Source organism: Kribbella sp. NBC_00359 (genome assembly GCF_036097425.1).
Classification (GTDB): domain Bacteria; phylum Actinomycetota; class Actinomycetes; order Propionibacteriales; family Kribbellaceae; genus Kribbella.
In genome coordinates this window covers 4644433-4666540 of the sequence record NZ_CP107975.1, presented here as the reverse complement: position 1 = coordinate 4666540, position 22108 = coordinate 4644433, and the positions used below count along the sequence as shown (strand labels likewise).

Here is a 22108-nt window from a genome sequence, read left to right as displayed (position 1 = left end):
CGTTTGCCCGTTTGCGTACTGCGATTGTTCGCTGTTGGGGCGTTCGAGCGTCCCCGTTGTGCTCGTTCCCCTGGAGTGCGCGCCATGCTCCCCGTTGCGTTGGCGGTTGGTGCGTGTACTGCAGTCCCCGTCGCTGTTGCTGGTGGAGCGTCCCCGTTGCGCCGATCGTGCCACCGGTCGTGCGTTTGTTGGTGGCGCGTTTGGCTTCCCCGTTGTCTTGGTTCCCCTGTTGTTCTTGTTGTGTTGCTGGTGCCCGCGCTTCCCCGTGCGCGGTTGCCCGATGGCCCGGTTGGGTTGGTTCCGCGAGGGAGCCGGGTGCCCCGGGGTCCAGAGGGCTGTGGTGGCTGGTGTCGATTTCCGCCCCTGAACGGAATCGGCAGGCCGGTAGTGCGGCGGGCGAGCTTCCCCCAGAAGTTCTCCGCTGCCTGGTGAACGAGCGGGAAGCGAGAAGGTGACGGGTCAGGCGTGACGAAGTATGGAACGGGTCGCGTCCCAGCCTTCCAAGCCGGGGTCGAGGCGGGCGAGGTCGGCCGGTGAGCGGAGGCGGTGCCAGCCGGGGCCGACGGCTACGGCGTGGCGGCGGGGTTTGGCGTGGTCGAGTTCCGCGAGGGTGAGATCGAGGCTCAGGTCGAGTGAATCGGTCAGCCAGTTGGCTATGGGGAGGTTGACGCCGAGGGCTACCTGGGAGCCGTCCTCCGCGGGGCAGACGGCGATGTCGGCGGTGGAGAGGGCGCGGAAGAGTTTGCCGATCAGGAGCCCTGGGAGGTCCGGAGCGTCGTACGCGACAGCAACCACAGCCGCCACTCGGCCGGTCCCACTGGTGGACTCACCAGCCTCGGACGCGGTCGCGGAGGTGGGGGTGGCGATCGCGGTGGACGTGTGAGCGGAGGTGAGGGTGGCGGCTTGGGTTAGGGCTTGGTAGAGGGTGGGGGCGGTGTAGACGGGGGTGCCGGGCCAGGTGAGGGCGGTGGCTTCTTGGAGGGATGCTTCGGTGCCGTTGAGGACGGCTACTGCTACCTCGACGCGGTCCAGGGCTGCCAGGACCTCGTAGGTGTCTTCGGCCAGGGCTAGGCGCCAGGCTTCGGGGGAGCGACCTGGTGGGGCCCAGGTGGAGGTGGAAGGCAGGACCAGGACGACGATTCGTCGATCGTTCGCGCTGGAGGAGCGGGCTGGTTCGCTCACCGTGTCTCCTTGCCGGAATCCGGAGTGGTCAAAGGGGCGTTCCAGCTGAGGGTAGCTGTCAGGTTTTGGTTCCATCGCCGACGTCGTACGCGGTGCGGGCGGCGTTGACCTCGGTCATGTGCGTCTCGGCCCAGAACTTGATGGCGGAGATCAGCGGCATCAGATTCTGGCCGAGTGACGTCAGCTCGTAGTCCACGCGGACCGGCACCGACGGCGTCACCGAGCGCGTGAGCAGGCCGTCGCGTTCGAGCGAGCGCAGTGTCTGGGTCAGCATCTTCTGGCTGACACCGGCGATCCGGCGTGAGAGGTCGGAGTACCGCTGCGGGCCTTCGGCGAGCGCGGTGAGGATGAGCGTCACCCACTTGTCGCTGATCCGGTCCAGCAGTTGCCGGGCCGGGCAGCTGGCCAGGAACGCGTCGTACTCGCGGGCTGCCTCTTCCCGGCGCTGAGCGGCGGTGCGCGTGGGCATGACTCTCCTCGCCGTACGGTACGCACTTCGAGGTACGTACTTCCCGATAGAGAGTAACTCTCCGACAGTGGTGTCGCCAACAAGGTATCGACACAAGGAGAGACACGTGATGCGTGCACTCGTGGCCCGGCGGCTGGAAGGCCCGGACACCCTCGAGCTGATCGAGACGCCGATTCCGGAGCCTGCGGCCGGGCAGGTCCGGATCAAGGTGGCCGCCGCCGCGGTCAACCCGGTGGATCTGGCGGTGAGCGCGGGGCTGGCTGTGCAGTTCGGTCTGACTGCGCCGAGAGAGCAGTTCGGCCTCGGCTGGGACGTGGCCGGCAGCGTCGACGCAGTCGGGTCCGGTGTGGACCTCACACCAGGTACGACGGTGATCGGTCTGGCCGATCTGCTCGGACGATCGCTCAAGACGCACGCGGAGTACGTCGTACTGGACGCGGACGCCGTCGCGCCGACCACGCTGGACCCTGTCGCCGCATCGACGATCCCACTGAACGCAATCACCGCACTGCAAGCACTACGCGCCATCTCGGGGCAGACCGTCTTGGTGACTGGCGCCGCCGGTGGCGTCGGTGGGTATGCGGTCGAACTGGCCAAGCACCAAGGCCTCACCGTCATCGCCACCGCCGGCGACCAGGACGAGGACCTGGTACGTCGTCTCGGCGCGGATCACTTCGTACGACGCTCGGCCGACCTGGCCACCGCGGTCCGCGAGATCGTCCCGGCCGGCGTGGATGCTCTGGTGGATGCGGCGATCATCGGGGTCGGTGCACAGGAGGCAGTCCGCAACGGGGGCCAACACGTCCATCTGCAGGGCGGGCCACGGCCGCCGCACCTCCGCAACATCACCGTCGAGCAGCTCTTCCTGCACGCCAACCGGCGCGACCTGACCGAGCTGGTCGAACTGGTCGAGGCAGGTGCAATCTCGACGCGGGTTGCCGAAACCTATCCCCTACAGGATGCGGCAACGGCGTACCGGCGTCTTGCCAAGGGCGGCGTCCGCGGACGGCTCGTGCTCACCCCCTGATGGCTTGCTGCAGCCGGAGCGCGACCTGGATGTCCAGGGCGCGTTCCGGTGACTGCCAGCCGTCGCCAAGCAGGGCAGCGATGCGGTCCAGGCGTTGCTGGACAGTGTTGGGGTGGATGTGCAGCGACGTCGCCGCTCTGGTCGGACTCTGGCCGGCTGCGAAGTACGCGTGCAGGGTGCCGACCAGATCGGTGCCACGCTGGTCGTCATAGTCGAGTACTGCGCCCAGGACGTGCCGCACATGCGCCCGTACGTCGACGTCCGCGGCACCAACCAGACCGGCGACTCCGAGGTCGTCAGGTGTCGCGGACTCGCCGCTGCGTCCGAGCCGGAGCATGGTCGCTGCGAGCCGCGCAGCCTGACGATGCGCATCGACCAGCGAGCTCCAACCCGCCGGACCGGTCACGGCGATCGTCACCGCGGCCCGTTTGGCAACGTCAGCCAACTCTCGCGCAGCCGACACAGGGTCGGTGCGGGCGAGCAACAGCACCAGGTCTCCGCCAAACGGACCAGAGAGCACCAGCTTCTCCTCCAGTGGTGCCGACAGCCGAGCCCGTACGGCGGAGTGGTCCCCGCGCACCACTGCTACGACCAGGCGGTCGTGGCGGTGGTTCGGCGCGAGCAGACGGAGTCGATCGGTCAGTGTCCTCGGATCAGCACTGCCACTGAGAACATCGGCCAGCAGATCCGCCTGTGCACGTTGGGATTGCTCGGCGGCCTGACGGCGGAACAGCAACACCAGTGCGGTGACCACAGCGGCGCGTTCGACGATGCGCTGGTCCGCGCCGGACAGGTCGTCGACGCCGCCGATGACGAGAGCGCCGAGGCGCTCACCCTTCGCGGTCGCGGCGACCACCCAACAGTCACCGATCCGGGTCAACCGGCCGGACTCGGACTCCTGCCAGGGCACCGCTGCCCGGTGCGTGTCCCCCGCCACGGCCAACTCGTTGCCGACGGCATCGACGAGCACGACCCACACGTCGAGCAACTCGGCCACGGCCGCCGCGATCGCATCCACGTCACCGCCCGACAGGACGATCTCGGCGAACCGGTCGTGCGCAGCGGCCGCGTGTTCGACGCCGGCGTGCGCCGCTGACACCTGATCCAGTGCCGCCGCTGTTTCGGTGGCCGCCCGGACCTGCACGATCGTCACGGCCGCCAGGGCCGCGAGCGAGCCGAGCAGCGAGACCTCCTCGCGGCTGAACGGCCGGCGCGTCCGGTTGGAGGCGAACAGCACTCCGACGAAGGCTCCGTCGACGATGAGTGGCGTACCGCAGATGGCGACCAGTCCTTCCTCGCCGACCGCGCTGTCGATCGGCGAGGTGTGCCGGAAGCGCCGGTCGGAGGGATAGTCGGCGGTCCAGTAGGGCTTGTAGGTCTCGGCGACGAGTCCACCGAGGCCCGCGCCGAGGGGCAGCCGAAGCTGCTGGAAGGCGGCCGAGACGGATCCGTCCGTCGCCCGCATGTACGTGTCGCCGCGGGCCGCGTCGTACAAGGTCAGGTACGCGACGTCCGTGCCGATGAGAGTCCTGGCCCGGTGGACGATGGTGTCGAGTACGCCGCCCGGGTCGCGCGCCGAGGCGAGTTCGCGGGCGACGTCGACCAGCGCGGACAGCTCGGCCTCACGCTTCTTGCTGGCGTCGATGCCGGCCCGGATGCGCAGGGCGAGGTCGCGTGCCACCGCGTCCTCGCCCGCCGCCCGGGCCAGCTCGCTCCCAGGCGCATCCTCGGCCAGCAGCCGCAGAAGCTCTTCCATCCCGGCGATGATGCCACCTCTGCTGTCTTCCGTGGTCCTGAGAGAAGAAGAGAGTTTGGGGTGGAGTTAGAGGGTGGTGAGGTCCCGGCGGTGCGTTTCGGTGTACGACGTCACCGCGACGATGGAGATCACCGCACAGACTGCGACGTACACAGCGATCGCATAGCCGGAGTCGTACGCCTTGAGCAGTGCTACCGCGATGAATGGGGCCAGACCGCCCGCGATGATCGAGGCGAGCTGGTAGCCGATGGACACACCGGAGTAGCGGACGCGGGTGCCGAACAACTCGGTGAAGAACGCGGCCTGCGGTCCATACATCGCGCCATGCAGCACCAGCCCGACGGTGACGGCCAGCGCGGCGAGAGCGAAGTCCTTCGTGTCCAGCAGGGCCACGAAGAGGAAGCCCCAGACACCCACACCCACCGCACCGATCAGGTACACCGGTCGCCGGCCGATCCGGTCGGACAGCGCACCCCACATCGGGATCGCGAAGAAGTGCACGGCCGCACCGATCAGGACGGCGTTCAGTGCGAAGGACTTGCCCATGCCCAGGTGTTCCTTGGCGTACGTCGCGATGACGATGGTGAAGATGTAGTAGCTGACGTTCTCCGCCATCCGGGCGCCCATCGCCGTGAGCACCTCCCGCGGATAGCGCGTGATCACCTCGATGATCGGCAGCTTGTCCACAGGCTCCTGCTTCGCCCGAGCCTCCTGGAACACCGGTGACTCCTCGATCCGCAACCGCACCCACAGCCCGACCAGCACCAGTACGGCGGACAACAGGAACGGGATGCGCCAGCCCCACGCGTTGAAGGCGGCATCAGACTGGAACGCCGCCAGCCCAGCCAGTACGCCGTTGGCGATCAGCTGACCCGCAGGAGCACCGGCCTGCGGCCAGGACGCCCAGAAGCCACGCCGTGCGGGGTCACCGTGCTCCGACACGATCAGTACGGCGCCACCCCACTCACCACCGAGCGCGAAGCCCTGCACGAGTCGCAGCACGGTCAGCAGGATCGGAGCGAGCGCACCGACCTGCGCATAGGTCGGGAGCAGGCCGATCGCGAAGGTGGCGAGGCCCATCATCAGCAGCGACAGCACGAGCAGTTGCTTGCGGCCCAACCGGTCACCGAAGTGGCCGAACACCACCCCACCGATCGGACGGGCGAAGAACCCCACTGCGAACGTCGCGAAGCTCAGGAGCGTCCCGGTGAGCTCTTCGCCCTTGGGGAAGAAGAGTTCGCCGAACACCACCGACGCGGCGACGCCGTAGAGGAAGAAGTCGTACCACTCGACCGTCGTACCGACGAGACTCGCGCCCACCACCCGGACGATCGACGTCCGGGTGCGGACCGGTTCTGTAGTTGTCATGGGCGGGCTCTCTCCTGAGCTAGTGGGCGGTCCAGCCGCCGTCGAGTACGAACGAGCTCCCCGTGATGGAGGCGGACGCCGGGCCGCACAGCAGCGCGACCAGCTCCGCCACTTCGGCCGGCTCGATCAGACGCTTCACCGCGACCGGCTCGAGCAGGACCTTGTCCAGCACCTCTGCCTCGGACAGGCCGTGGGTGGCCGCCTGATCGGCCAGCTGGGCGGTGACCAGCGGCGTCCGGACGTAGGCCGGGTTCACACAGTTGCTGGTCACTCCATGGGCCGCACCCTCCAGGGCGACGACCTTGCTGAGTCCTTCCAGTCCGTGCTTGGCAGCGACGTACGCCGCCTTGAACGGGCTGGCCCGGAGACCGTGCACCGAGCTGATGTTGACCACACGACCCCAGCCGGCGCCGTACATGTGCGGAAGCGTCTGCCGGATCAGGCGGAACGGCGACTCGAGCATGAGCCGCAGGATGTAGCTGAACCGCTCTGGCGGGAACTGCTCGACCGGTGCGACCTGCTGGACCCCGGCGTTGTTCACCAGGATGTCCACGTCCGTCGGAAGGTCCGGCAGTCGCTCCAGGTCGGCCAGATCGGCGACAACCGTCTCCACACCGTCCAGTGCCTCGAGTCCGGCGGCGTCGTAGTCGACTGCGATGACATGTACGCCGTCGGCTGCGAGGCGCCGGGCACATGCGGCACCGATGCCGGACGCAGCTCCGGTGACGAGGGCTCGACGGGTCTCCATGGCCGACAACTGTAGAAATCCGCGCCGCCGCGCACTATGGGATGCGGTCACACATCCAGGCGGCGTCCCATGGTGCCGAGCGCCACCTGTCCACAACCCCGCCCAGCAATCCGGCGCGTGGTGATAGCTGGACTTATTGTTGAATCATGGTCGATATCGAACACCCGAAGAAGAAGGCCGCCGGCGTCCCCGCCGTGCTGTCCTCGTTCAAGTTCGGTTTCCGTGAGATGGGCCCGGCCCGGACCGGCAAGGTCTTCCTGAAGATGAACCAGGACGGCGGCTTCGACTGCCCGTCCTGCGCCTGGCCGGACCCCGACCACAAGCGCAAACACGCGGCCGAGTTCTGCGAGAACGGCGCCAAGGCGGTGGCCTGGGAGGCGACCCGCAAGCGCGTGCCGCGCGCCTTCTTCGCCGAGCACACCGTCGACGCGATGAACGAGATCTCCGAGTTCGAGCTCGGCAAGCTCGGCCGGATCACCGAGCCGATGCTGCTGCGGGCCGGGGCGACGCACTACGAGCCGGTCGGCTGGGAAGAGGCGTTCCAGGTCGTCGCGCGGCACCTGAAGGCCCTCGTCGACCCGAACGACGCCGTCTTCTACACCTCCGGCCGGACCAGCAACGAGGCCGCCTTCCTCTACCAGCTCTTCGTCCGGGCCTACGGCACCAACAACCTGCCCGACTGCTCGAACATGTGCCACGAGTCGTCCGGTACGGCGCTGTCCCGGGTGATCGGCAGCGGCAAGGGCGCCGTCACGCTGGAGATGCTGGAGGAGGCCGAGCTGATCGTCGTCGTCGGCCAGAACCCGGGCACCAACGCGCCCCGGATGCTCAGCCACCTCGAGATCGCCAAGCGCAACGGCGCCGACATCGTCTCGGTGAACCCGCTGCCCGAGCCGGGCCTGATGAACTTCAAGAATCCGCAGCGCCCGCGCGGCTGGGTCGGCAAGGGTACGACGCTGGCCGACCAGCTCCTGCAGATCCGGATCGGCGGCGACCAGGCACTGTTCCTTGCCGTCGGCCACCTTCTGCTCGAGACCGAGGCAGCGCGCCCCGGGACCGTGCTGGACAAGTCCTTCATCGAGAGCCACACCAGCGGCTACGAGCTCTACGCCAAGCACAACGCCGAGCTCGACTGGGCTGCCGTCGAGCTCGCGACCGGGCTGCGCCGGACGGAGATCGAGGAGTTCGCCCACCGGTTCATCAAGTCCAAGGCGACGGTGATCTGCTGGGCGATGGGCCTGACCCAGCACCGGGAGGCCGTCGCGACCATCAGCGAGATCGTCAACGTGCTGCTCCTGCAGGGAAACATCGGCAAGCCTGGCGCCGGCCCGTGCCCGGTGCGCGGCCACTCGAACGTCCAGGGCGACCGCAGCATGGGCATCTGGGAGAAGATGCCGGACACCTTCCTGGACAAGCTGGACGCCGAGTTCTCGTTCACTTCACCCCGCGAGCACGGCATCGACGCGGCCGAGACGGTGAAGCGGCTGCGTGATGGTGCGGTCCGGGTCTTCTTCGCCATGGGCGGTAACTTCGCCTCCGCGACACCTGACACCGAGGTCGTGCACCGGGGTCTGCGGGAGTGCGACCTGACCGTGCACGTCTCGACCAAGCTCAACCGGTCGCACACCATCACCGGGCGCGAGGCGTTGATCCTGCCGACGCTCGGGCGGACCGATCACGACCACACCGCGGCCGGACCGCAGTCGGTGACGGTCGAGGACTCGCAAGGCGCGGTGCACTTGTCCACGGGCAATCTGACACCGCCGGCTCCGGAGCTGAAGTCGGAGATCGGCATCATCTGCGGGCTCGCGCGGGCCGTCGTACCGGATAGCGGGCAGATCCCGTGGGCCGACTTCGCCGAGGACTACAGCCTGATCCGGCAGCGGATCGGCCGGGTGGCTGACGGGTACGAGGACTTCGAGGATCGGCTGCGGGCCAACGAGGGCGGGTTCCTGCTGGCGCACGCGGCCCGGGACAAGCGCGAGTTCCGGACGTCGGACGCGAAGGCGCAGTTCACCGCGAACGATCTCAGTTGGCTGCCGACGGCCCCTGGCCGGCTGCTGCTGCAGACGATGCGCAGTCACGACCAGTTCAACACGACGATCTACGGGCTCGAGGACCGCTACCGCGGCGTCAACGGGACCCGCGAGGTCGTCTTCGTGAATCCGGACGACCTCGCCGAGCTCGGGTTGAAGGACGGTGGGTACGTCGACATCGTGAGCGAGTTCCAGGGCGTCGAGCGGCGGGCCTCCGGGTTCCGGCTGGTGTCGTACCCGACGGCGCGCGGCTGTGTGGCGGCGTACTACCCGGAGACCAATGTCCTGATGTCGGCCGACGACGTCGCGAAAGGCAGCAACACCCCGGTCGCCAAGGGCTTGACGGTCAGGCTCGAGCCAGTCGCTTCCTGAGCCACGGTTGGGCGAGAGCCAGTGCGGCGGCCACCGCCGCGCTGGTGAGCCACAGACCCTTCGGGCCCGCAGCGTCGAGAAGTTGGGTGACGGTCAATGGGGCGATGGTGGTCGCGATGCCCCAGCTCAGGCCGAAGACGGCGAGGTAGCGGCCGCGGGCGTGCTCGGGCGCGAGGCCGGATGCCTGCGTGAGATAGCGGGTCAGGAGGAAGAGGTCGCCGAGGCTCCAGAGCACTGCAGCGAACAGGAAGATCGTGAGGCTGTGCGCGATGGCGGTGACGACGAGCCCCGCTCCGAGCAGGACGTAGCCGACTGTCATCGCCCGGAAGTCGTCGAACTGCTGCAACCGGAGCAGGCGCTGAGCGACGATCAAGGTCACCGCAGACACCGCCAGGATGAAGCCAGTGCCGGACTTCGGCAGGCCCTGCTCGAGCAACGTCAGTGGCACACCGATCACCAGTTGCATATAGATGGTGGCGAACACGGTCCCGCAGGCAAGCAGAAGCAACAGCCGCCGGTCCCGCCACACCGAGACTTCCTCGGACCTGACGACGAGCTCTTCCGTCTCCCGCCGTACGTCGACTGGAAGGGCGAGTGCGACCAGGACAGCGCAGGCCAGGCAGGTGAGAGCGTCGGCGACGAAGAGCCAGCGCAGGTCGACGTGGCTGATCGCCGCGGCGAGCAGGCCGGCCAGCACTCCGGCCGCGGCCAGCGCCGCGCTGTACAACCCGTACGCCGCCGGCCGATCGGACGGACTGGTCACGTCGGCGATCATCGCCTGACTCGGCGGCTCGTAGATCTCGAAAGCGAGGCCGAGCAGCACGGTCGCGAGCACGGCGGACCAGAGCGCGTGACTCAACGCGATCCAGGTCTGGGCGACGGCACAGCCGGTCAGGCCGAGCACGATCGTACGGCGACGGCCGAGCCGATCGGCCCCGCCGAGCAACCGGGACGGGATCGTGGCCGCGCCGAAGAGCGCCAGGATCAGGCCGGTCTGGCTGAGCGACGCGCCGAACTCGACGGTCAGCACGACTCCGAGGAACGGCAGCGTGAACGCGCCGATCCGGTTGACCGCACGGGCCGTGACCAGGATCCACACCGCCGGAGACAACCCGCGCCAGGGCGAGGTCAAGGTCGCTACCGCACTCATCTCCAGCCCCCATGACTGTCTAAGTGGCTATGATCGGTCACGCGAGAGCCTACGGAGAGGACCCATGACCGGTCAAGTGTCTTTTGATAGTCACGCCCGCAACGTGCTGGCGGCCTCCGTCGAGTACGTGAACCGGCTGACGCCCGGCTACTCCGGTGGCACGCCGTTCCCCGCGCCGGCCGACGAGGCGCAGGCCGTCTCCGACGCCTTGGCAGCCATCGGCTACCCGCGGCCGTCCGTCGACGCGGACGACGCACGGCGGTTGGCCGTGCTCGCGGGGCGGATGCGCATCGTCTTCGAAGCCGCGCATGCGGGAGACCTCGATCGCGCGGCGGACGAGGTGAACGCGCTGCTCGTGGACACCAACTCCCGACCGCAACTGGACCGGCGGAACGACGGCTGGAGCCTGCACTTCCACGGCCTGGACGACGGACTCGTCAACGGCTGGACCGCCGGCTGCGCGGCCGGCCTCGCGCTCGCCCTGGGCACCGGGCTGGCCGGCCGCCTAGGCGTGTGCGCGGCCCCGCAGTGCGACCGGGTCTTCGTCGACGTCTCGCGCAACGGCCAGCGGCGCTTCTGCTCACCTCAATGTCAGAGCCGGGTCAAGGCGGCCGCCCACCGAGCCCGGCAGGCTAGTTGAAGGTGAGAGTGGGACTGGCCGGGTCTTCGTTGCCTACGACAACTTGTGCACGGTCTCGCGGGTTGAGCTGGTCGACGTACAGCCGCTCGCCTGGAATGTACTTGTTGAGATAGCGCTGCTCAGCGGCGGCAGCAGACGTCATCCATTGCTGGTCACGCTCGATGCCGCGACGCAGGACCACGTCGAAGCTCACGTCCACGTACACGCGCAGGTCCCAGTAATCATCGAGCTCCGGCCGCTGCAGGAACGCTTCGTCAGCCAGTAGCACGGCATCATCGGCGGCCACCTCGATCGGCGACTCGAGGGCTGCTCGGGCGGACGGCTCCATGATGGCGGTGGTGTAGCGCCGGTCGCCGCCTGGACCGAGCGGGATCAGGAGACGATCGCGGATCGCCTCGTTGTCCCAGGTGTCGAGGTAGTAACCCTCCGGCGAGTCGACCGGGTACGCCGTCCGCAGCGCGAAGGCACGCTTGAAGTAGTCGATCCCCGCCCGGATGATCTCGCGGTCGGTCCGGTCGCGCAGTACCTGCGCCAACTCGTCCGCCAACGTCGTCTTCCCGGCCGCCGAGCAGCCGTCGATGGCCACCCGGACCGGATGCGGCCGATCGACCGCCAGAATCACCTCGGCCAACTCGGCCAGCACCGCAGCACGCTTGCCCACGTTCGTCTCCCCAGTGTGTCGGACCGCGGGCCAGTCTGCCGGAACAACGGCAGCGCCTCACCCGATTTTCACCGGGTGAGGCGCTGAAGGAACCGTCAGCCGACCGGGGTGAGCTCGCGCTCCTCCTCCGGAGCCGGCGGCTGGATCCCGTGCTTGGCGGGCTTGCGGCGGAGCCACTTCGGGGCCCACCAGTTGGCGTCGCCGAGCAGGGTCATCACGCTCGGGAGGACGACCGCGCGGATGATCGTCGCGTCGATCAGGATCGCGACCGCCAGGCCGACGCCGAGCTGCTTCATGTCCAGCGTGCTCAGCGTCGCGAAGACCGCGAACACCCCGATCATCACGGCCGCAGCGCTGGTGACCACGCCGGCCGAGCCGGTGATGCCCTCGGCCACCGCCTGCTTGGTCGGTACGCCGCGCAGCACCGCCTCGCGGATCCGGCTGACCACGAACACGTGGTAGTCCATCGACAGCCCGAACAGCACCACGAAGAGGAACAGCGGCAACCAACTGACCACCGCCCCGTTCGACCGGAAGTGCAGCAGCCCTTCGGCCCAGGTGTTCTGGAACACCGCGGTGACGACGCCATACGCCGCTCCCGCGCTCAGCAGGTTCAGCCCGATCGCGGTGATCGCGACCACCACGGACCGGAACGTCACCATCATCACGATCATCGTCAGCAGCAGCACGAACCCGATCACCAGCGGCAACTTGGCCCGCGTGTGAGCCGCATAGTCGACGTCCGCGGCCACGAACCCACCGACGGCGTACTCGACTCCCGGCACCTTGCCGACCGTCTCCGGCATCAGCTCCTTGCGCAGCTTGGTCAGCGAGTCACGCGCCTCCTGGCTGCCACCCGCGTACGGCGTAGCGACCTCGAGGGTCGTGACGGTGCCGTCCTTGGAGACCCGCGGCTCCTCGAGACCGTCCTGCGCGAAGAGCTTGTCGTGCTGCGTGCGCTGCACCAGCTCGGCGAGAGCGGCCTTGACCGCCGGCGCCTGGTTGGCCGGTGCGCGGACGGCGACCTCGTGGCTGGTGCCCGTGCTCGGGAAGGCCGCTGTCAGCCGGTCGTACGCCTTCATCACCGACGTGGTCCGCGGCAGATCCTCGGTGCCCGGGAACTTCAGCGTCATCCCCAACGCCGGCGACGCGACGGCCAGCAATGCGGTGACGGAGACCAGCAGCGTGGCGACCGGGTGCTTCAGGGCCGGCTTCAGCACGGTCGGCCAGAAGCGCGGCTTGCCCTTGTTCGCAGTCAGTCGCCACACCAGCGGGATCCGCGGACGGTCCACCCAGCGACCCAGCTTCGCGAGTACGGCGGGGAGCACGGTCAGCGAACCGACGACGGCCACCGCGACGACCAGGATCGAGCCGACCGCGAAGGACGAGAACACCGCGTCCCGGGCCAGGAACAACCCGGCCATCGAGATGATCACCGCCGTACCGGAGACGACGACCGCGTGGCCGGAGGTGGCGGCGGCGATCTCGACCGCGTCGACGTGACCGCGACCCTTCGCGCGTTCCTCGCGTTCACGGCGCAGGTAGAAGAGTGAGTAGTCGACGCCGACCGCCATACCGATCAGCAGGATCACGCTGTTCACCGCGTCGACCGCGGGGACGAGCTGCGACGCCGCCGCGGACAGGCCGATCGCGGCTGCGACTGCGGACAGCGCCAGTACCAACGGCACCGAGGCAGCGATCAGCGCGCCGAACGCGATCAGGAGGATCGCGAGCGTCACCGGCAGGCTGAACATCTCCGCCCGCTTGAAGTCCTTGCCGAGGGTCTCGTTGAGGGCCTTGTCGATCGACAGCCCTCCGACCTCCTCGATCCGGAGGTTCGGGTACTGCTGCTGAAGCTGAGCTGTCGTGTCGAGCAGCGGCTGCACACGGTTGTCGCCCTCCCCGTCCTTCAGGGTGACCCTGACGATCACCGCGTCCTTCTTCACCGACGCGATCGGCTGGGCGACCTCCGCGACCCCACCGAGGGCGCGCATCTTCTGGATCACCACGCCGGCCGCCTGGTCGGCCGCCTTCTGGTCGAGCGTCCCGGACGGAGCCGTGATCAGCACGCTCTCCACGTCCGGGTCGGCGAAGTTGCCGGACTTGACGATGTTGTCGGCCCGGGTCACCTCACCGATGTCGCCCTCGTTCTCGGACTGCTTGGTCCCGGTCACCGAGCCGAGTGCGAAACAGGCGATCACGACTGCCACCCACATCGCGATCGCCCGCCACGGATGGGTGGCGCTCCAGCGCGCCGCCCGCACCGTGATCTGTCCCCTGGCCATACCTTCCCTGCCCCTCTGCGCCCCCTCAGGCGCCCCACCCAGCGCACCTGGCGCGGCGCTGGCTATGAGTCACAGCCTGGCTGGCCGGAGCAGGCGGCGACCATGCAGGAAGCCACCCAGTCCACCCTGGGGCTAGCCCCACCCCACCCTTTGTCGTACGCCGTACGACACGAGGGTCAGAAGTCCTCGAGGTTCAGGGACGAGGCGGCGGAGATGCCCTCCAGATACCCCTCGGCACGCTCGGCCTTGGGGTAGCGGTGGACCAGCGCCCAGAAGGCGGCGTTGTGGGCCGGCTCGACCAGATGGGCGAGCTCGTGGATGAGCACGTAGTCGACCACCCAGGCGGGCATCGACTGCAAACGGGTGCTCAAACGGATGGATCGGTCCGCCGGAGTGCAGGATCCCCACCGTCTGTTTTGGTTCGAAACCCACCTGACTGACGCAGGTTCGGGCACTTCGGGGAGATGACGACACGCGAGTTCGTGTGCTCTGGCCAACAATTTTTCGTCCGACACGCGGGATCGGCTGCGCTGCTTGTCCAGCCGCGCCAGCATGGTCTCGACCCAGCGCGCCTCCTCCGCGGCGGACAGCCGGTCGGGCATCAGCACGACCACCCGCTCGCCGTCCCGGTAGGCGCTGACGGTCCGCTTGCGCCGCTTGCTGCGGCGGATGTCCACGAACGGCGGGATCGGTCGCGGTGGAGAATCGGCCATGGGTCAAAAAGTACCCTGAGAATCTGACAACTTTCTTCCGTCCACATCCTGTGAATCCGAGTTTCCGCAGGTCAGACGCCAGATCTTGGGGTCACCGATTCCGGTTGTTCACACCCTGTTCCCCCGCCCGTCCACAGTGCCGCGCGGCGCGCCCCACAGGTTGCACACAGGGTTATCCACAGGCGTGGACAACGCGGCCTTGCCAGCGCCGCGGCCGGCTCCTAGCGTCAGTTCCAACAGGCTCCCGGATCGCCTCCGGGGCCGTTCGGAGGGGAAGCCGAGCGGTTCCGAAGGCGGATCACCGGGAGCCTGTTCTGTGCTGCCGGACCGTTCGGAAAAGGCTTTCCCCGCCGGAGCCCAGCGGCGCGCGGACCGTCCGGTGCGCTTGAGCCTGCTCCCGCCTGCCGTAGGGTGAATCCCGACTGGGCCGAACGGCCTACGGCAGAACGAGTCTGCCGTTAGCATCCACGACTGCCTGGGGTGGGAACCCCAGGCTGGTACAGAGCAAGGAGAGGGCCCTCATGGCAGAGACCTGGAGCGGCGAGTTCTACTGCGTCAAGTGCAAGGCCAAGCGCACCGCCGACGGCGAGGTCAAGGTCAACGACAAGGGCACGCGCATGGCCAAGGCCAAGTGCCCCGAGTGCGGTACGAACCTGAACCGAATCCTCGGCAAGGCCTGACGCACCAAGTCGTAGGGGCGGGGTCCGACACGCAGAACGTGCCGGACACCGCCCCTCCGTCGTCCGGCTTGGGTGACCGGACAGAATGGGTGCGTGTCGGATCTCCCTCGTAAGGCGCTGAGCCGGACCGCCAAACTTGCCAGCCTGCCGCTCGGTGCCGCCGGGCGGGCGACGGTCGGCCTGGGCAAGCGGATCGGTGGGACGCCGGCCGAGACCGTACTGGCCGAGTTCCAGCGCCGCACGGCCGACCAGCTGTTCGCCGTCCTCGGCGAGCTCAAGGGCGGCGCCATGAAGTTCGGGCAGATGCTCAGCCTGATGGAGTCGGCGATGCCGGAGGAACTGGCCGCGCCGTACCGGGCCGCTCTGACGAAGCTGCAGGACTCCGCCCCGCCGATGCCGGCCTCGACCGTGCACACGATCCTGTCGCGCGAGCTGGGCAAGCGCTGGCGGGACCGGTTCGCCGAGTTCGACGACCTGCCCGCGGCGGCCGCGTCGATCGGCCAGGTGCACCGCGGCATCCTGATGGACGGCCGCGAGGTCGCGGTCAAGCTGCAGTACCCGGGCGCCGCCGACGCCCTCCGCGCGGACCTGCGCCAGCTCGGCCGGTTCGCCCGGACCTTCGGGACGTTCGTCCCCGGCCTGGACATGAAGCCGCTGGTCGCCGAGCTGCAGGAGCGGATCGGCGAGGAGCTCGACTACGACCGCGAGGCCCAGGCCCAGCAGCAGTACGCCGACGCCTTCAAGGATCACGACGAGTTCGTGGTGCCACGCGTCATCAAGCACTCCCCCAGCGTCATCGTGTCCGAGTGGATCGAGGGCCGGCCACTGTCGTCGATCATCACCGACGGCACCCAGCAGGAGCGCGACGAGATCGGGCTGAAGTACGTCCGGTTCATGTTCAGCGGGCCGAAGTACGCCGGTCTGCTGCACTCGGACCCGCATCCGGGGAACTTCCGGGTGATGCCCGACGGCCGGCTCGGCGTGGTCGACTTCGGCCTGTGCGCGCGGCTGCCGGAGGGATTGCCGCCGGCCATCGGGCGGTTGCTGCGGATCTCCCTGGAAGGCGATGCCGCGGCCGTCCTGGCCGGGCTGCGCGAGGAAGGCTTCATCAAGCCGCGGATGGAGATCGACCCTGACCAGCTGATGGATTACCTCTCGCCGTTCGCCGAACCGGCCCGGGCCGAGAAGTTCCAGTTCAGCCGGGCCTGGATGCGTGCCCAGGCGAACCGGACCGGTGACTTCCGGTCCCCCAGCGCGTCGATGGCGCTCAAGATCAACCTGCCGCCGTCGTACCTGCTGATCCACCGCGTCTGGATCGGCGGCATCGCCGTACTCTCGCAGCTCGAGGCCGAAGCGCCGTTCCGGGCCGTCCTGGAGGAGTTCCTGCCCGGTTTCACCGACTGAGCGGCGGCACCGAGCGAAGGGTGACGGCCAGCAGGACGGCGATGGCGGTCAGGGCCAGGGCGGTGATGCCGGCGGCCAGGTGGAAGCCGGTGGTGAAGGCGTCGTGGGCGTCGGCGAGGACGTCGTTCGGGACGCCCTGGGTGATCGCCTCGCCCAGGGAGTTGCCGCCGCGTCCGCCCATCTGGCTGCGGTACGCCGCGGTGACCACGCTGCCGAGGATCGCGATGCCCAGCGCGTAGCCGAACTCGTTGCTGGTCTGGGTCAGCGCACCGGCGGACCCGGCCTTCTCCGGCGGGACCGAGCCGATGACCAGGTTCGTCCCCAGCGTGACCAGCGGCGCGGCGCCGACGGCCTCGACCGCGAACGCGATCACCAGGACGGTCGTCGAGGTCGCCTGCGTCATCACGGCCATCCCGACGATCGTGAACGCGATGCCGGCGGGGATCAGCACGCCCGGCCGGATCCGCTGGGCCAACCGCGGCGCCAGCTGGAAGGCGACGGTGGACGTGAGCATGCCCGGCACCAGCGCGATCCCGGCGGCCAGCGGGGTCATGCCCTGCACCAGCTGGAAGTACTGCGCGACGAACACCATCACGCCGCCGGACAGCATCGAGTACGTCATCATGCTGCCGAGCGACACGCTGAAGGTGAGCCGGGTGAACAGCCGTACGTCGACCAGCGGGTCGGCCAGGCGACGCTGACGCCGTACGAAGATCCAGCCGAAGACTCCGCCGATCACCAGGGCGGCGACGGACTCCGCGCCGGCGCCGTGCGCGGCCAGGTGCTTCAGGCCGTGGATCGCCGGCAGGATCGCGGCCAGCGACAGCACCACACTCGGTATGTCGATCCGCCCGGCCTGCTCGTTCCGGTACTCCGGCAGCAGGATCGGACCGACCACCAGCAGCACGACCATCGCCGGTACGCCGATCAGGAAGGCCGAGCCCCACCAGAAGTGGTTGAGCAGGACGCCACCGACGATCGGACCGACCACGGCGCCGATGGTGAAGCATCCGGCCCAGATCCCCAGCGCGGTCGCCCGCTGACGTGTGTCGGGGAACAGCGTCGAGATCAGCGACAGCGTGCACGGCGCGATCGCGGCGCCGGCGATACCCAGCACCGCCCGGGCGCCGATCAGCATGCCGGGGCTGACCGAGTACGCCGCGACGATCGAGGCGACACCGAAGACGGCAGCGGCGGTCAGCAGCAGGCGGCGGCGGCCGATCCGGTCGCCGAGATTGCCCATCGTGATCATCAGACCGGCCACCATGAACCCGTACACGTCCAGGATCCACAGCTGCTGGCTGCTGGACGCCCCGAGCGCCTCGGTCACCGCCGGCACGGCCAGCAGCATCACGAACAGATCCAGCGACACCAGCAGCGTGGCGAGGCAGAGGACGCCCAGTGCGATCCACTGCCGCCGGCCGATCGTCACGGTCTCGCCGTCGGCGGTGAGAGTCATGATGGTTCCTTCCGCAGGAGGGTCTTCACTCCTGCGTCGGGCGGATCACCCCGGAATCGACAGCCGGTTCAGAACTTTCTCACCAATAGACGGGGTCGAGCTTCCCCTCGATGCCGCGGACGTTCTCCCGGGCACACCGGTCGCAGTACAGCAGCTTGCGGCCGTCCTCCAGCGAGGTCACCCAGGTCAGCGGCGCGTCCTCCGACTCCGCCTGCTGACCACACAACGCACAGGTAGCTCTAACCATGGCAGTAGTCTGCACCTCCCCACGGCTCGGGCACGAAGGAGGGGCGGCACCCGGTGGATGCCGCCCCTCAGTGATTCAGCTGGTCAGGCTGTGGTGCCTGCCGGGTCGGTCCTCCCTTTCGGACCGCCCGGCGGGCTGTGTGTTACGGGTGGATCAGACGAGGCGGGCGAGTGCGAGGCGCGCGCGTGCGCTGGCCCTCTCAGCTCGCCGGCTGGCCCGCTCGGCCTGCTTCTGCGCCTTCTCGATCTGGTGAGCGAGGCGGAAGCGCCGGTTCTGCTCGGCGTCGTGCAAGGTAGAACGACAATGAGCACGGGCGAGATCTTCGTGAAGTAAATGCATCTGAATTCTCCTGTGCGAAGTCTGGTTGGTCATGGTTCGGAGTCTCGATTCGGATTGGGTTTCGTTCAGGCCGCGGTTACGGTGTCGCTCTTGCGAGGGCGTCCACGTGGCCGCTTGCGCGGAACCACCACACCCTGGACGAACAGCTCGCCACCCCACACTCCCCACGGCTCGGAACGCTCGAGCGCTCCGGCCAGGCACTCGGCCTTCAGCGGGCAGGTCGTGCAGAGAGACTTCGCGTACTCGACGTCCGCCGGCGATTCGGCGAAGAAGAGTTCTGGCGCGTAGGACCGACAGGGCAGGTCCTGCGACGTTGCCACCTCGGTGAAGACATCGAGGAAGCTCACGCTCATTCCGGTCACCTCCCAGTGACTTTTGTGCTGATCTCTTGTCGTCGGTGACGGTCAACGGTTGATGACCGCCAAATTCAGGGACAAACAAAAGGGCCGCGGGACCCTTTGGTGGGTTCCGCGGCCTTGGAGGTGCCGGCTGACGTCATGTCAGACCGGTGGACTCCATGCTCGAGAACCCGAACCGCCGTACTTCACATCGCCGACAGCTCCGCCCCGGAACGGGGTGGCGCCAGAGGCCATGAGCACAACGGTCGCGACGTGCAGACGCGGCGAGGCACCCTGAATCGGGGCGCACGGCAGCGCGGCCATGTCGCTGAACGGCTTCTTGACCGTGTTGATGTTCATCCAGGGCACCTCCTCTCGTTGTGGCGAAGCGGGCGGTTAGCTCGATCGCTATGGTTGTTTGAAGTTTTCGGCCAGGCTTCGACCGCAGAAAGAACAGTACGCCGCCGGAGTCGGAGCCCGCAAACTATTTATCGCCAGTTCGCGAACTTGGCCGGAAGTTGCCGCCCAGGCGACCGGATCTGGCTGCCAGGACAGGCTTCCGGCACGCTCCGGGACGCCATCCGCACGCTCCGGGATCGTTGCCTCTGTCACCTAATTGCCACGTCTGCCATCAGCAGAACACGGCACGTCCTTCAGGATGCGCCTCGCAACCCGTGCCTGGCAACAGATTTCCTCCAGATTGCCCGGAAGGGCAGGCGCGGCCGTCCGACCTGCGGGTAACTAGCGGGTGCAGAGGTTGAGGATGTGCTCGCCGTACTTGGTCAGCTTGGTGTGGCCGATGCCGGGGATCTTGCGGAGGGACTGCTCGTCGGTCGGGCGGGTCTCGGCGATGGCGGTCAGGGTGGCGTCGGTGAGGATGACGAAGGCGGGCATCCGCTCGGTCTCCGCCTGCTCGGTGCGCCAGGCGAGCAGGGCGTCGTACAGCTTCTGGTCGATGTTCGAGGGACAGTCCTCGCAGCGGCCGAGCTTGCGGGCGCCGGGGTCGAGCAGGCCGCGGCCGCAGACGCGGCACTTCGGGATCGGGCGGCCGCTGCGGGCGGGCCGAGCCTCGGCGGACGGCCGCTCCCAGCCGACGGACGACGAGTTCCACTCGGTACGCGCCGTACGGACGCCGATCGGGTCGAGGAAGCGGGTCGGGCCGCGCTGACCGCGCCCGCCGGGCGAGCGCGACGTCGACCAGCTGACGAACAGCTGCTGCTTGGCCCGCGTGACACCGACATAGAACAGCCGCCGCTCCTCCTCGACCTGCGCCGGTGTCTGGGCATAGGCGATCGGGAGCGTCCCCTCGTGGGCGCCGACGATGAACACGCAGTCCCACTCCAGACCCTTGGCCGCGTGCAGCGTCGCCAGCGTCACCCCCTCGGCCAGCGGCGCGTGCTGGATCGACGCCCGCCGGTCCAGCTCGGCCATCAGCTCCGGCAACCGGGCCTCGGGGTGTGCGGCCGCGAAGTCGGACGTCATCGTCACCAGTGCCATCAGCGACTCCCACCGGTCCCGGACCGCACCCGTCCCGGTCGGCGGCTCCGGCGTCCACCCGGCCCCACCCAGCACGCCCCTGACCACCTCGACCAGGTCGTCCGACACGTCTCCGGCCTTCGCCTGACCCCGCAGCAGTACGGCGGCCTGCCGGATCTCGGCCCGCTCGAAGAACCGCTCGGCCCCCTTCAGCACGGTCGGGATCTTCCGCTCCGCCAGCGCCTGCTCGAAGTTCTCCGACTGCGCGTTGGTCCGGAACAGTACGGCGATGTCTCGCAGCGCGACGCCCTCGTCACGGAGCCGCGCGACCGCCCGTCCCACCGCATCCGCCTCCGCGACCTCATCCGAGTACTCGCGGTAGACCGGAGCCGGACCGGGGTCACGCTGCGACCGCAGCGTCACCCGTCCGGGCAGCCCGGCCGGACCGGCCGCATCGAGGATCTTGTTCGCGACGTCGACGATCTGCGGCGTCGATCGGTAGTCGCGGACCAGCTTGATCACCGCCGCCGACGGGTGCCGGGACGCGAAGCGCACCAGATTCTCCGGCTCGGCGCCGGCCCAGGAGTAGATGGTCTGCGCCGGGTCGCCGACCACGCAGACGTCCTCACGACCACCGAGCCACAGGTCGAGCAGGCTCTGCTGCAGCGGGCTCACGTCCTGGTACTCGTCCACGACGAACGTCCGGTACTGCCGCCGGATCTCGGCCGCGACCCGCTCATCCTCCGCGAGCAGCGCGGTCGCACACAGCAGCACATCCTCCAGATCGATCCGCCCACGCTCGAGCTTCACGTCCTCGTACGCCGCGAAGATCCGCGCGATCGTGGCCGGGTCGAACGCGGCCAGCGTCCGGCCCGAGCGAGGCGCGACCTTCGCGTAGTCGTCCGGCCGGACGTTGCTCACCTTGGCCCACTCGACCTCGCCGGCCAGGTCGCGCAGTGCGGGAGTGTCCACCCGGACCCGGCAGCGCGACGCCGCCTCGGTCAGCAGTGGGAACTTGCGGTCCACGATCGGCGGCAGCTCCCCGCCGTACACCTTGGGCCAGAACCATCGCGCCTGCCGGAGCGCCGCGGAGTGGAAGGTGCGCGCCTGCACGCCCTCGACCCCGAGCTGCGCGAGCCGCCCGCGCATCTCCCCCGCCGCCCGCTGGGTGAACGTCACCGCGAGCACGCGCAGCGGGTCGAAGGTCCCGGTCCGGACGCCGTACGCGATCCGGTGGGTGATCGCCCGGGTCTTCCCGGTGCCCGCGCCGGCCATCACCACGACCGGTCCGTGCAGGGTCGTCGCGACCGCCCGCTGCTCCGGATCGAGCGCCTCGAGCAGGGCGTCCGCGGATGCGGACTGTGTGAGATCGCTCACGGACGGGGACATCGGGGAACAGCACCACCTGCGGCAGGGTTCGGATATGTCGAAGGCAACCCTAGACGGGCCGCCGGACAGAAACCCCTCCCAACTCCCTTAGGAGTCAGCCGATGTCGGCTTTCACCATGTACTCGACGCCCTGGTGCGGTTACTGCCACCGCCTGAAGGGCCAGCTGAAGCGAGCCGGCATCGAGTTCACCGAGGTCGACATCGAGCAGCAGCCGGAGGCGGCGCAGTTGGTCGAGAAGATCAACAACGGCAACCAGACCGTCCCGACCGTCGTGTTCCCGGACGGCACCGCGATGACCAACCCGTCGCTCGCGCAGGTCGCCGAGAAGCTGGTCGCCTGACCTTCCGGCACCGTCGCGCAGGTCATAC

Annotated in this window: 21 protein-coding genes; 6 read left to right on the top strand and 15 right to left on the bottom strand. The window is 68.6% G+C overall.

What is annotated here, in order from left to right:
- Positions 1-459: 459 nt before the first annotated feature.
- On the bottom strand, positions 460-1182 hold the full coding sequence (locus tag OG876_RS22985) for a hypothetical protein (RefSeq protein WP_328518667.1): 723 nt from the start codon (positions 1180-1182) through the stop codon (positions 460-462).
- 58 nt (positions 1183-1240) lie between these two features.
- Positions 1241-1651 carry a winged helix-turn-helix transcriptional regulator gene (locus OG876_RS22980; RefSeq protein ID WP_328518666.1) on the bottom strand — a complete coding sequence of 137 codons (411 nt, stop codon included), beginning with the start codon at positions 1649-1651 and terminating at the stop codon, positions 1241-1243.
- 109 nt (positions 1652-1760) lie between these two features.
- Here OG876_RS22980 and OG876_RS22975 point away from each other — a divergent pair, with 109 nt between their 5' ends.
- A complete protein-coding gene (locus tag OG876_RS22975) occupies positions 1761-2678 on the top strand; it encodes an NADP-dependent oxidoreductase (protein WP_328518665.1) in 918 nt (305 codons plus the stop codon).
- On the opposite strand, the gene OG876_RS22970 is transcribed toward OG876_RS22975, so the two are convergent.
- From OG876_RS22970 to OG876_RS22960, 3 genes are all read right to left on the bottom strand, one after another.
- A complete protein-coding gene (locus OG876_RS22970) occupies positions 2668-4434 on the bottom strand; it encodes a helix-turn-helix domain-containing protein (protein ID WP_328518664.1) in 1767 nt (588 codons plus the stop codon). The genes OG876_RS22975 and OG876_RS22970 overlap by 11 nt on opposite strands.
- Positions 4435-4500: 66 nt before the next feature.
- Positions 4501-5802, bottom strand: coding sequence for an MFS transporter (locus tag OG876_RS22965; protein WP_328518663.1), 1302 nt, complete (start codon positions 5800-5802; stop codon positions 4501-4503).
- 19 nt (positions 5803-5821) lie between these two features.
- Positions 5822-6550, bottom strand: coding sequence for an SDR family NAD(P)-dependent oxidoreductase (locus OG876_RS22960; RefSeq protein WP_328518662.1), 729 nt, complete (start codon positions 6548-6550; stop codon positions 5822-5824).
- Between the two features lie 146 nt (positions 6551-6696).
- Between OG876_RS22960 and OG876_RS22955 the strand changes: the two genes are divergently transcribed.
- Positions 6697-8958, top strand: a complete 2262-nt coding sequence (locus OG876_RS22955; RefSeq protein ID WP_328518661.1) for an FdhF/YdeP family oxidoreductase — start codon at positions 6697-6699, stop codon at positions 8956-8958.
- Here the strand turns inward: OG876_RS22955 and OG876_RS22950 are convergent.
- Positions 8933-10108, bottom strand: a complete 1176-nt coding sequence (locus tag OG876_RS22950; RefSeq protein ID WP_328518660.1) for an MFS transporter — start codon at positions 10106-10108, stop codon at positions 8933-8935. The two genes, OG876_RS22955 and OG876_RS22950, sit on opposite strands and share 26 nt — an antisense overlap.
- 64 nt (positions 10109-10172) lie before the next feature.
- Between OG876_RS22950 and OG876_RS22945 the strand changes: the two genes are divergently transcribed.
- A complete protein-coding gene (locus OG876_RS22945; protein WP_328518659.1) occupies positions 10173-10748 on the top strand; it encodes a CGNR zinc finger domain-containing protein in 576 nt (191 codons plus the stop codon).
- Here the strand turns inward: OG876_RS22945 and OG876_RS22940 are convergent.
- The 3 genes from OG876_RS22940 to OG876_RS22930 all read right to left on the bottom strand — a co-directional run bounded on the left by OG876_RS22940 (position 10741) and on the right by OG876_RS22930 (position 14407).
- Positions 10741-11409, bottom strand: coding sequence for a uridine kinase (locus OG876_RS22940; RefSeq protein ID WP_328518658.1), 669 nt, complete (start codon positions 11407-11409; stop codon positions 10741-10743). The genes OG876_RS22945 and OG876_RS22940 overlap by 8 nt on opposite strands.
- Positions 11410-11504: 95 nt before the next feature.
- On the bottom strand, positions 11505-13694 hold the full coding sequence (locus tag OG876_RS22935) for an MMPL family transporter (RefSeq protein WP_328518657.1): 2190 nt from the start codon (positions 13692-13694) through the stop codon (positions 11505-11507).
- 176 nt (positions 13695-13870) lie between these two features.
- On the bottom strand, positions 13871-14407 hold the full coding sequence (locus OG876_RS22930) for a M48 family metallopeptidase (protein WP_328518656.1): 537 nt from the start codon (positions 14405-14407) through the stop codon (positions 13871-13873).
- A gap of 521 nt (positions 14408-14928) precedes the next feature.
- Between OG876_RS22930 and OG876_RS22925 the strand changes: the two genes are divergently transcribed.
- Complete coding sequence (locus tag OG876_RS22925; protein WP_012922897.1) at positions 14929-15087, top strand: DUF5679 domain-containing protein; 159 nt, start codon at positions 14929-14931, stop codon at positions 15085-15087.
- Between the two features lie 93 nt (positions 15088-15180).
- A complete protein-coding gene (locus OG876_RS22920) occupies positions 15181-16491 on the top strand; it encodes an ABC1 kinase family protein (RefSeq protein WP_328518655.1) in 1311 nt (436 codons plus the stop codon).
- On the opposite strand, the gene OG876_RS22915 is transcribed toward OG876_RS22920, so the two are convergent.
- The 6 genes from OG876_RS22915 to OG876_RS22890 all read right to left on the bottom strand — a co-directional run bounded on the left by OG876_RS22915 (position 16481) and on the right by OG876_RS22890 (position 21739).
- Positions 16481-17950, bottom strand: coding sequence for an MFS transporter (locus OG876_RS22915; protein ID WP_328518654.1), 1470 nt, complete (start codon positions 17948-17950; stop codon positions 16481-16483). The two genes, OG876_RS22920 and OG876_RS22915, sit on opposite strands and share 11 nt — an antisense overlap.
- Positions 17951-18029: 79 nt before the next feature.
- Positions 18030-18197: a hypothetical protein gene (locus OG876_RS22910; RefSeq protein ID WP_328518653.1), complete on the bottom strand. Its 168-nt coding sequence runs from the start codon at positions 18195-18197 to the stop codon at positions 18030-18032.
- A 153-nt stretch (positions 18198-18350) separates the two neighbouring features.
- A complete protein-coding gene (locus OG876_RS22905; RefSeq protein WP_328518652.1) occupies positions 18351-18569 on the bottom strand; it encodes a hypothetical protein in 219 nt (72 codons plus the stop codon).
- 32 nt (positions 18570-18601) lie between these two features.
- Entirely contained in the window at positions 18602-18889 is a 288-nt protein-coding gene (locus OG876_RS22900) for a WhiB family transcriptional regulator (protein WP_131285495.1), read from the bottom strand.
- 147 nt (positions 18890-19036) lie between these two features.
- Positions 19037-19234, bottom strand: coding sequence for a hypothetical protein (locus OG876_RS22895; RefSeq protein ID WP_328518651.1), 198 nt, complete (start codon positions 19232-19234; stop codon positions 19037-19039).
- Between the two features lie 381 nt (positions 19235-19615).
- The gene (locus tag OG876_RS22890) at positions 19616-21739 is read right to left on the bottom strand and encodes an ATP-dependent DNA helicase UvrD2 (RefSeq protein WP_328518650.1); all 2124 of its coding nucleotides are present in this window, start codon (positions 21737-21739) and stop codon (positions 19616-19618) included.
- Between the two features lie 101 nt (positions 21740-21840).
- Here OG876_RS22890 and OG876_RS22885 point away from each other — a divergent pair, with 101 nt between their 5' ends.
- The gene (locus OG876_RS22885; RefSeq protein ID WP_328518649.1) at positions 21841-22080 is read left to right on the top strand and encodes a mycoredoxin; all 240 of its coding nucleotides are present in this window, start codon (positions 21841-21843) and stop codon (positions 22078-22080) included.
- Positions 22081-22108: the final 28 nt, after the last annotated feature.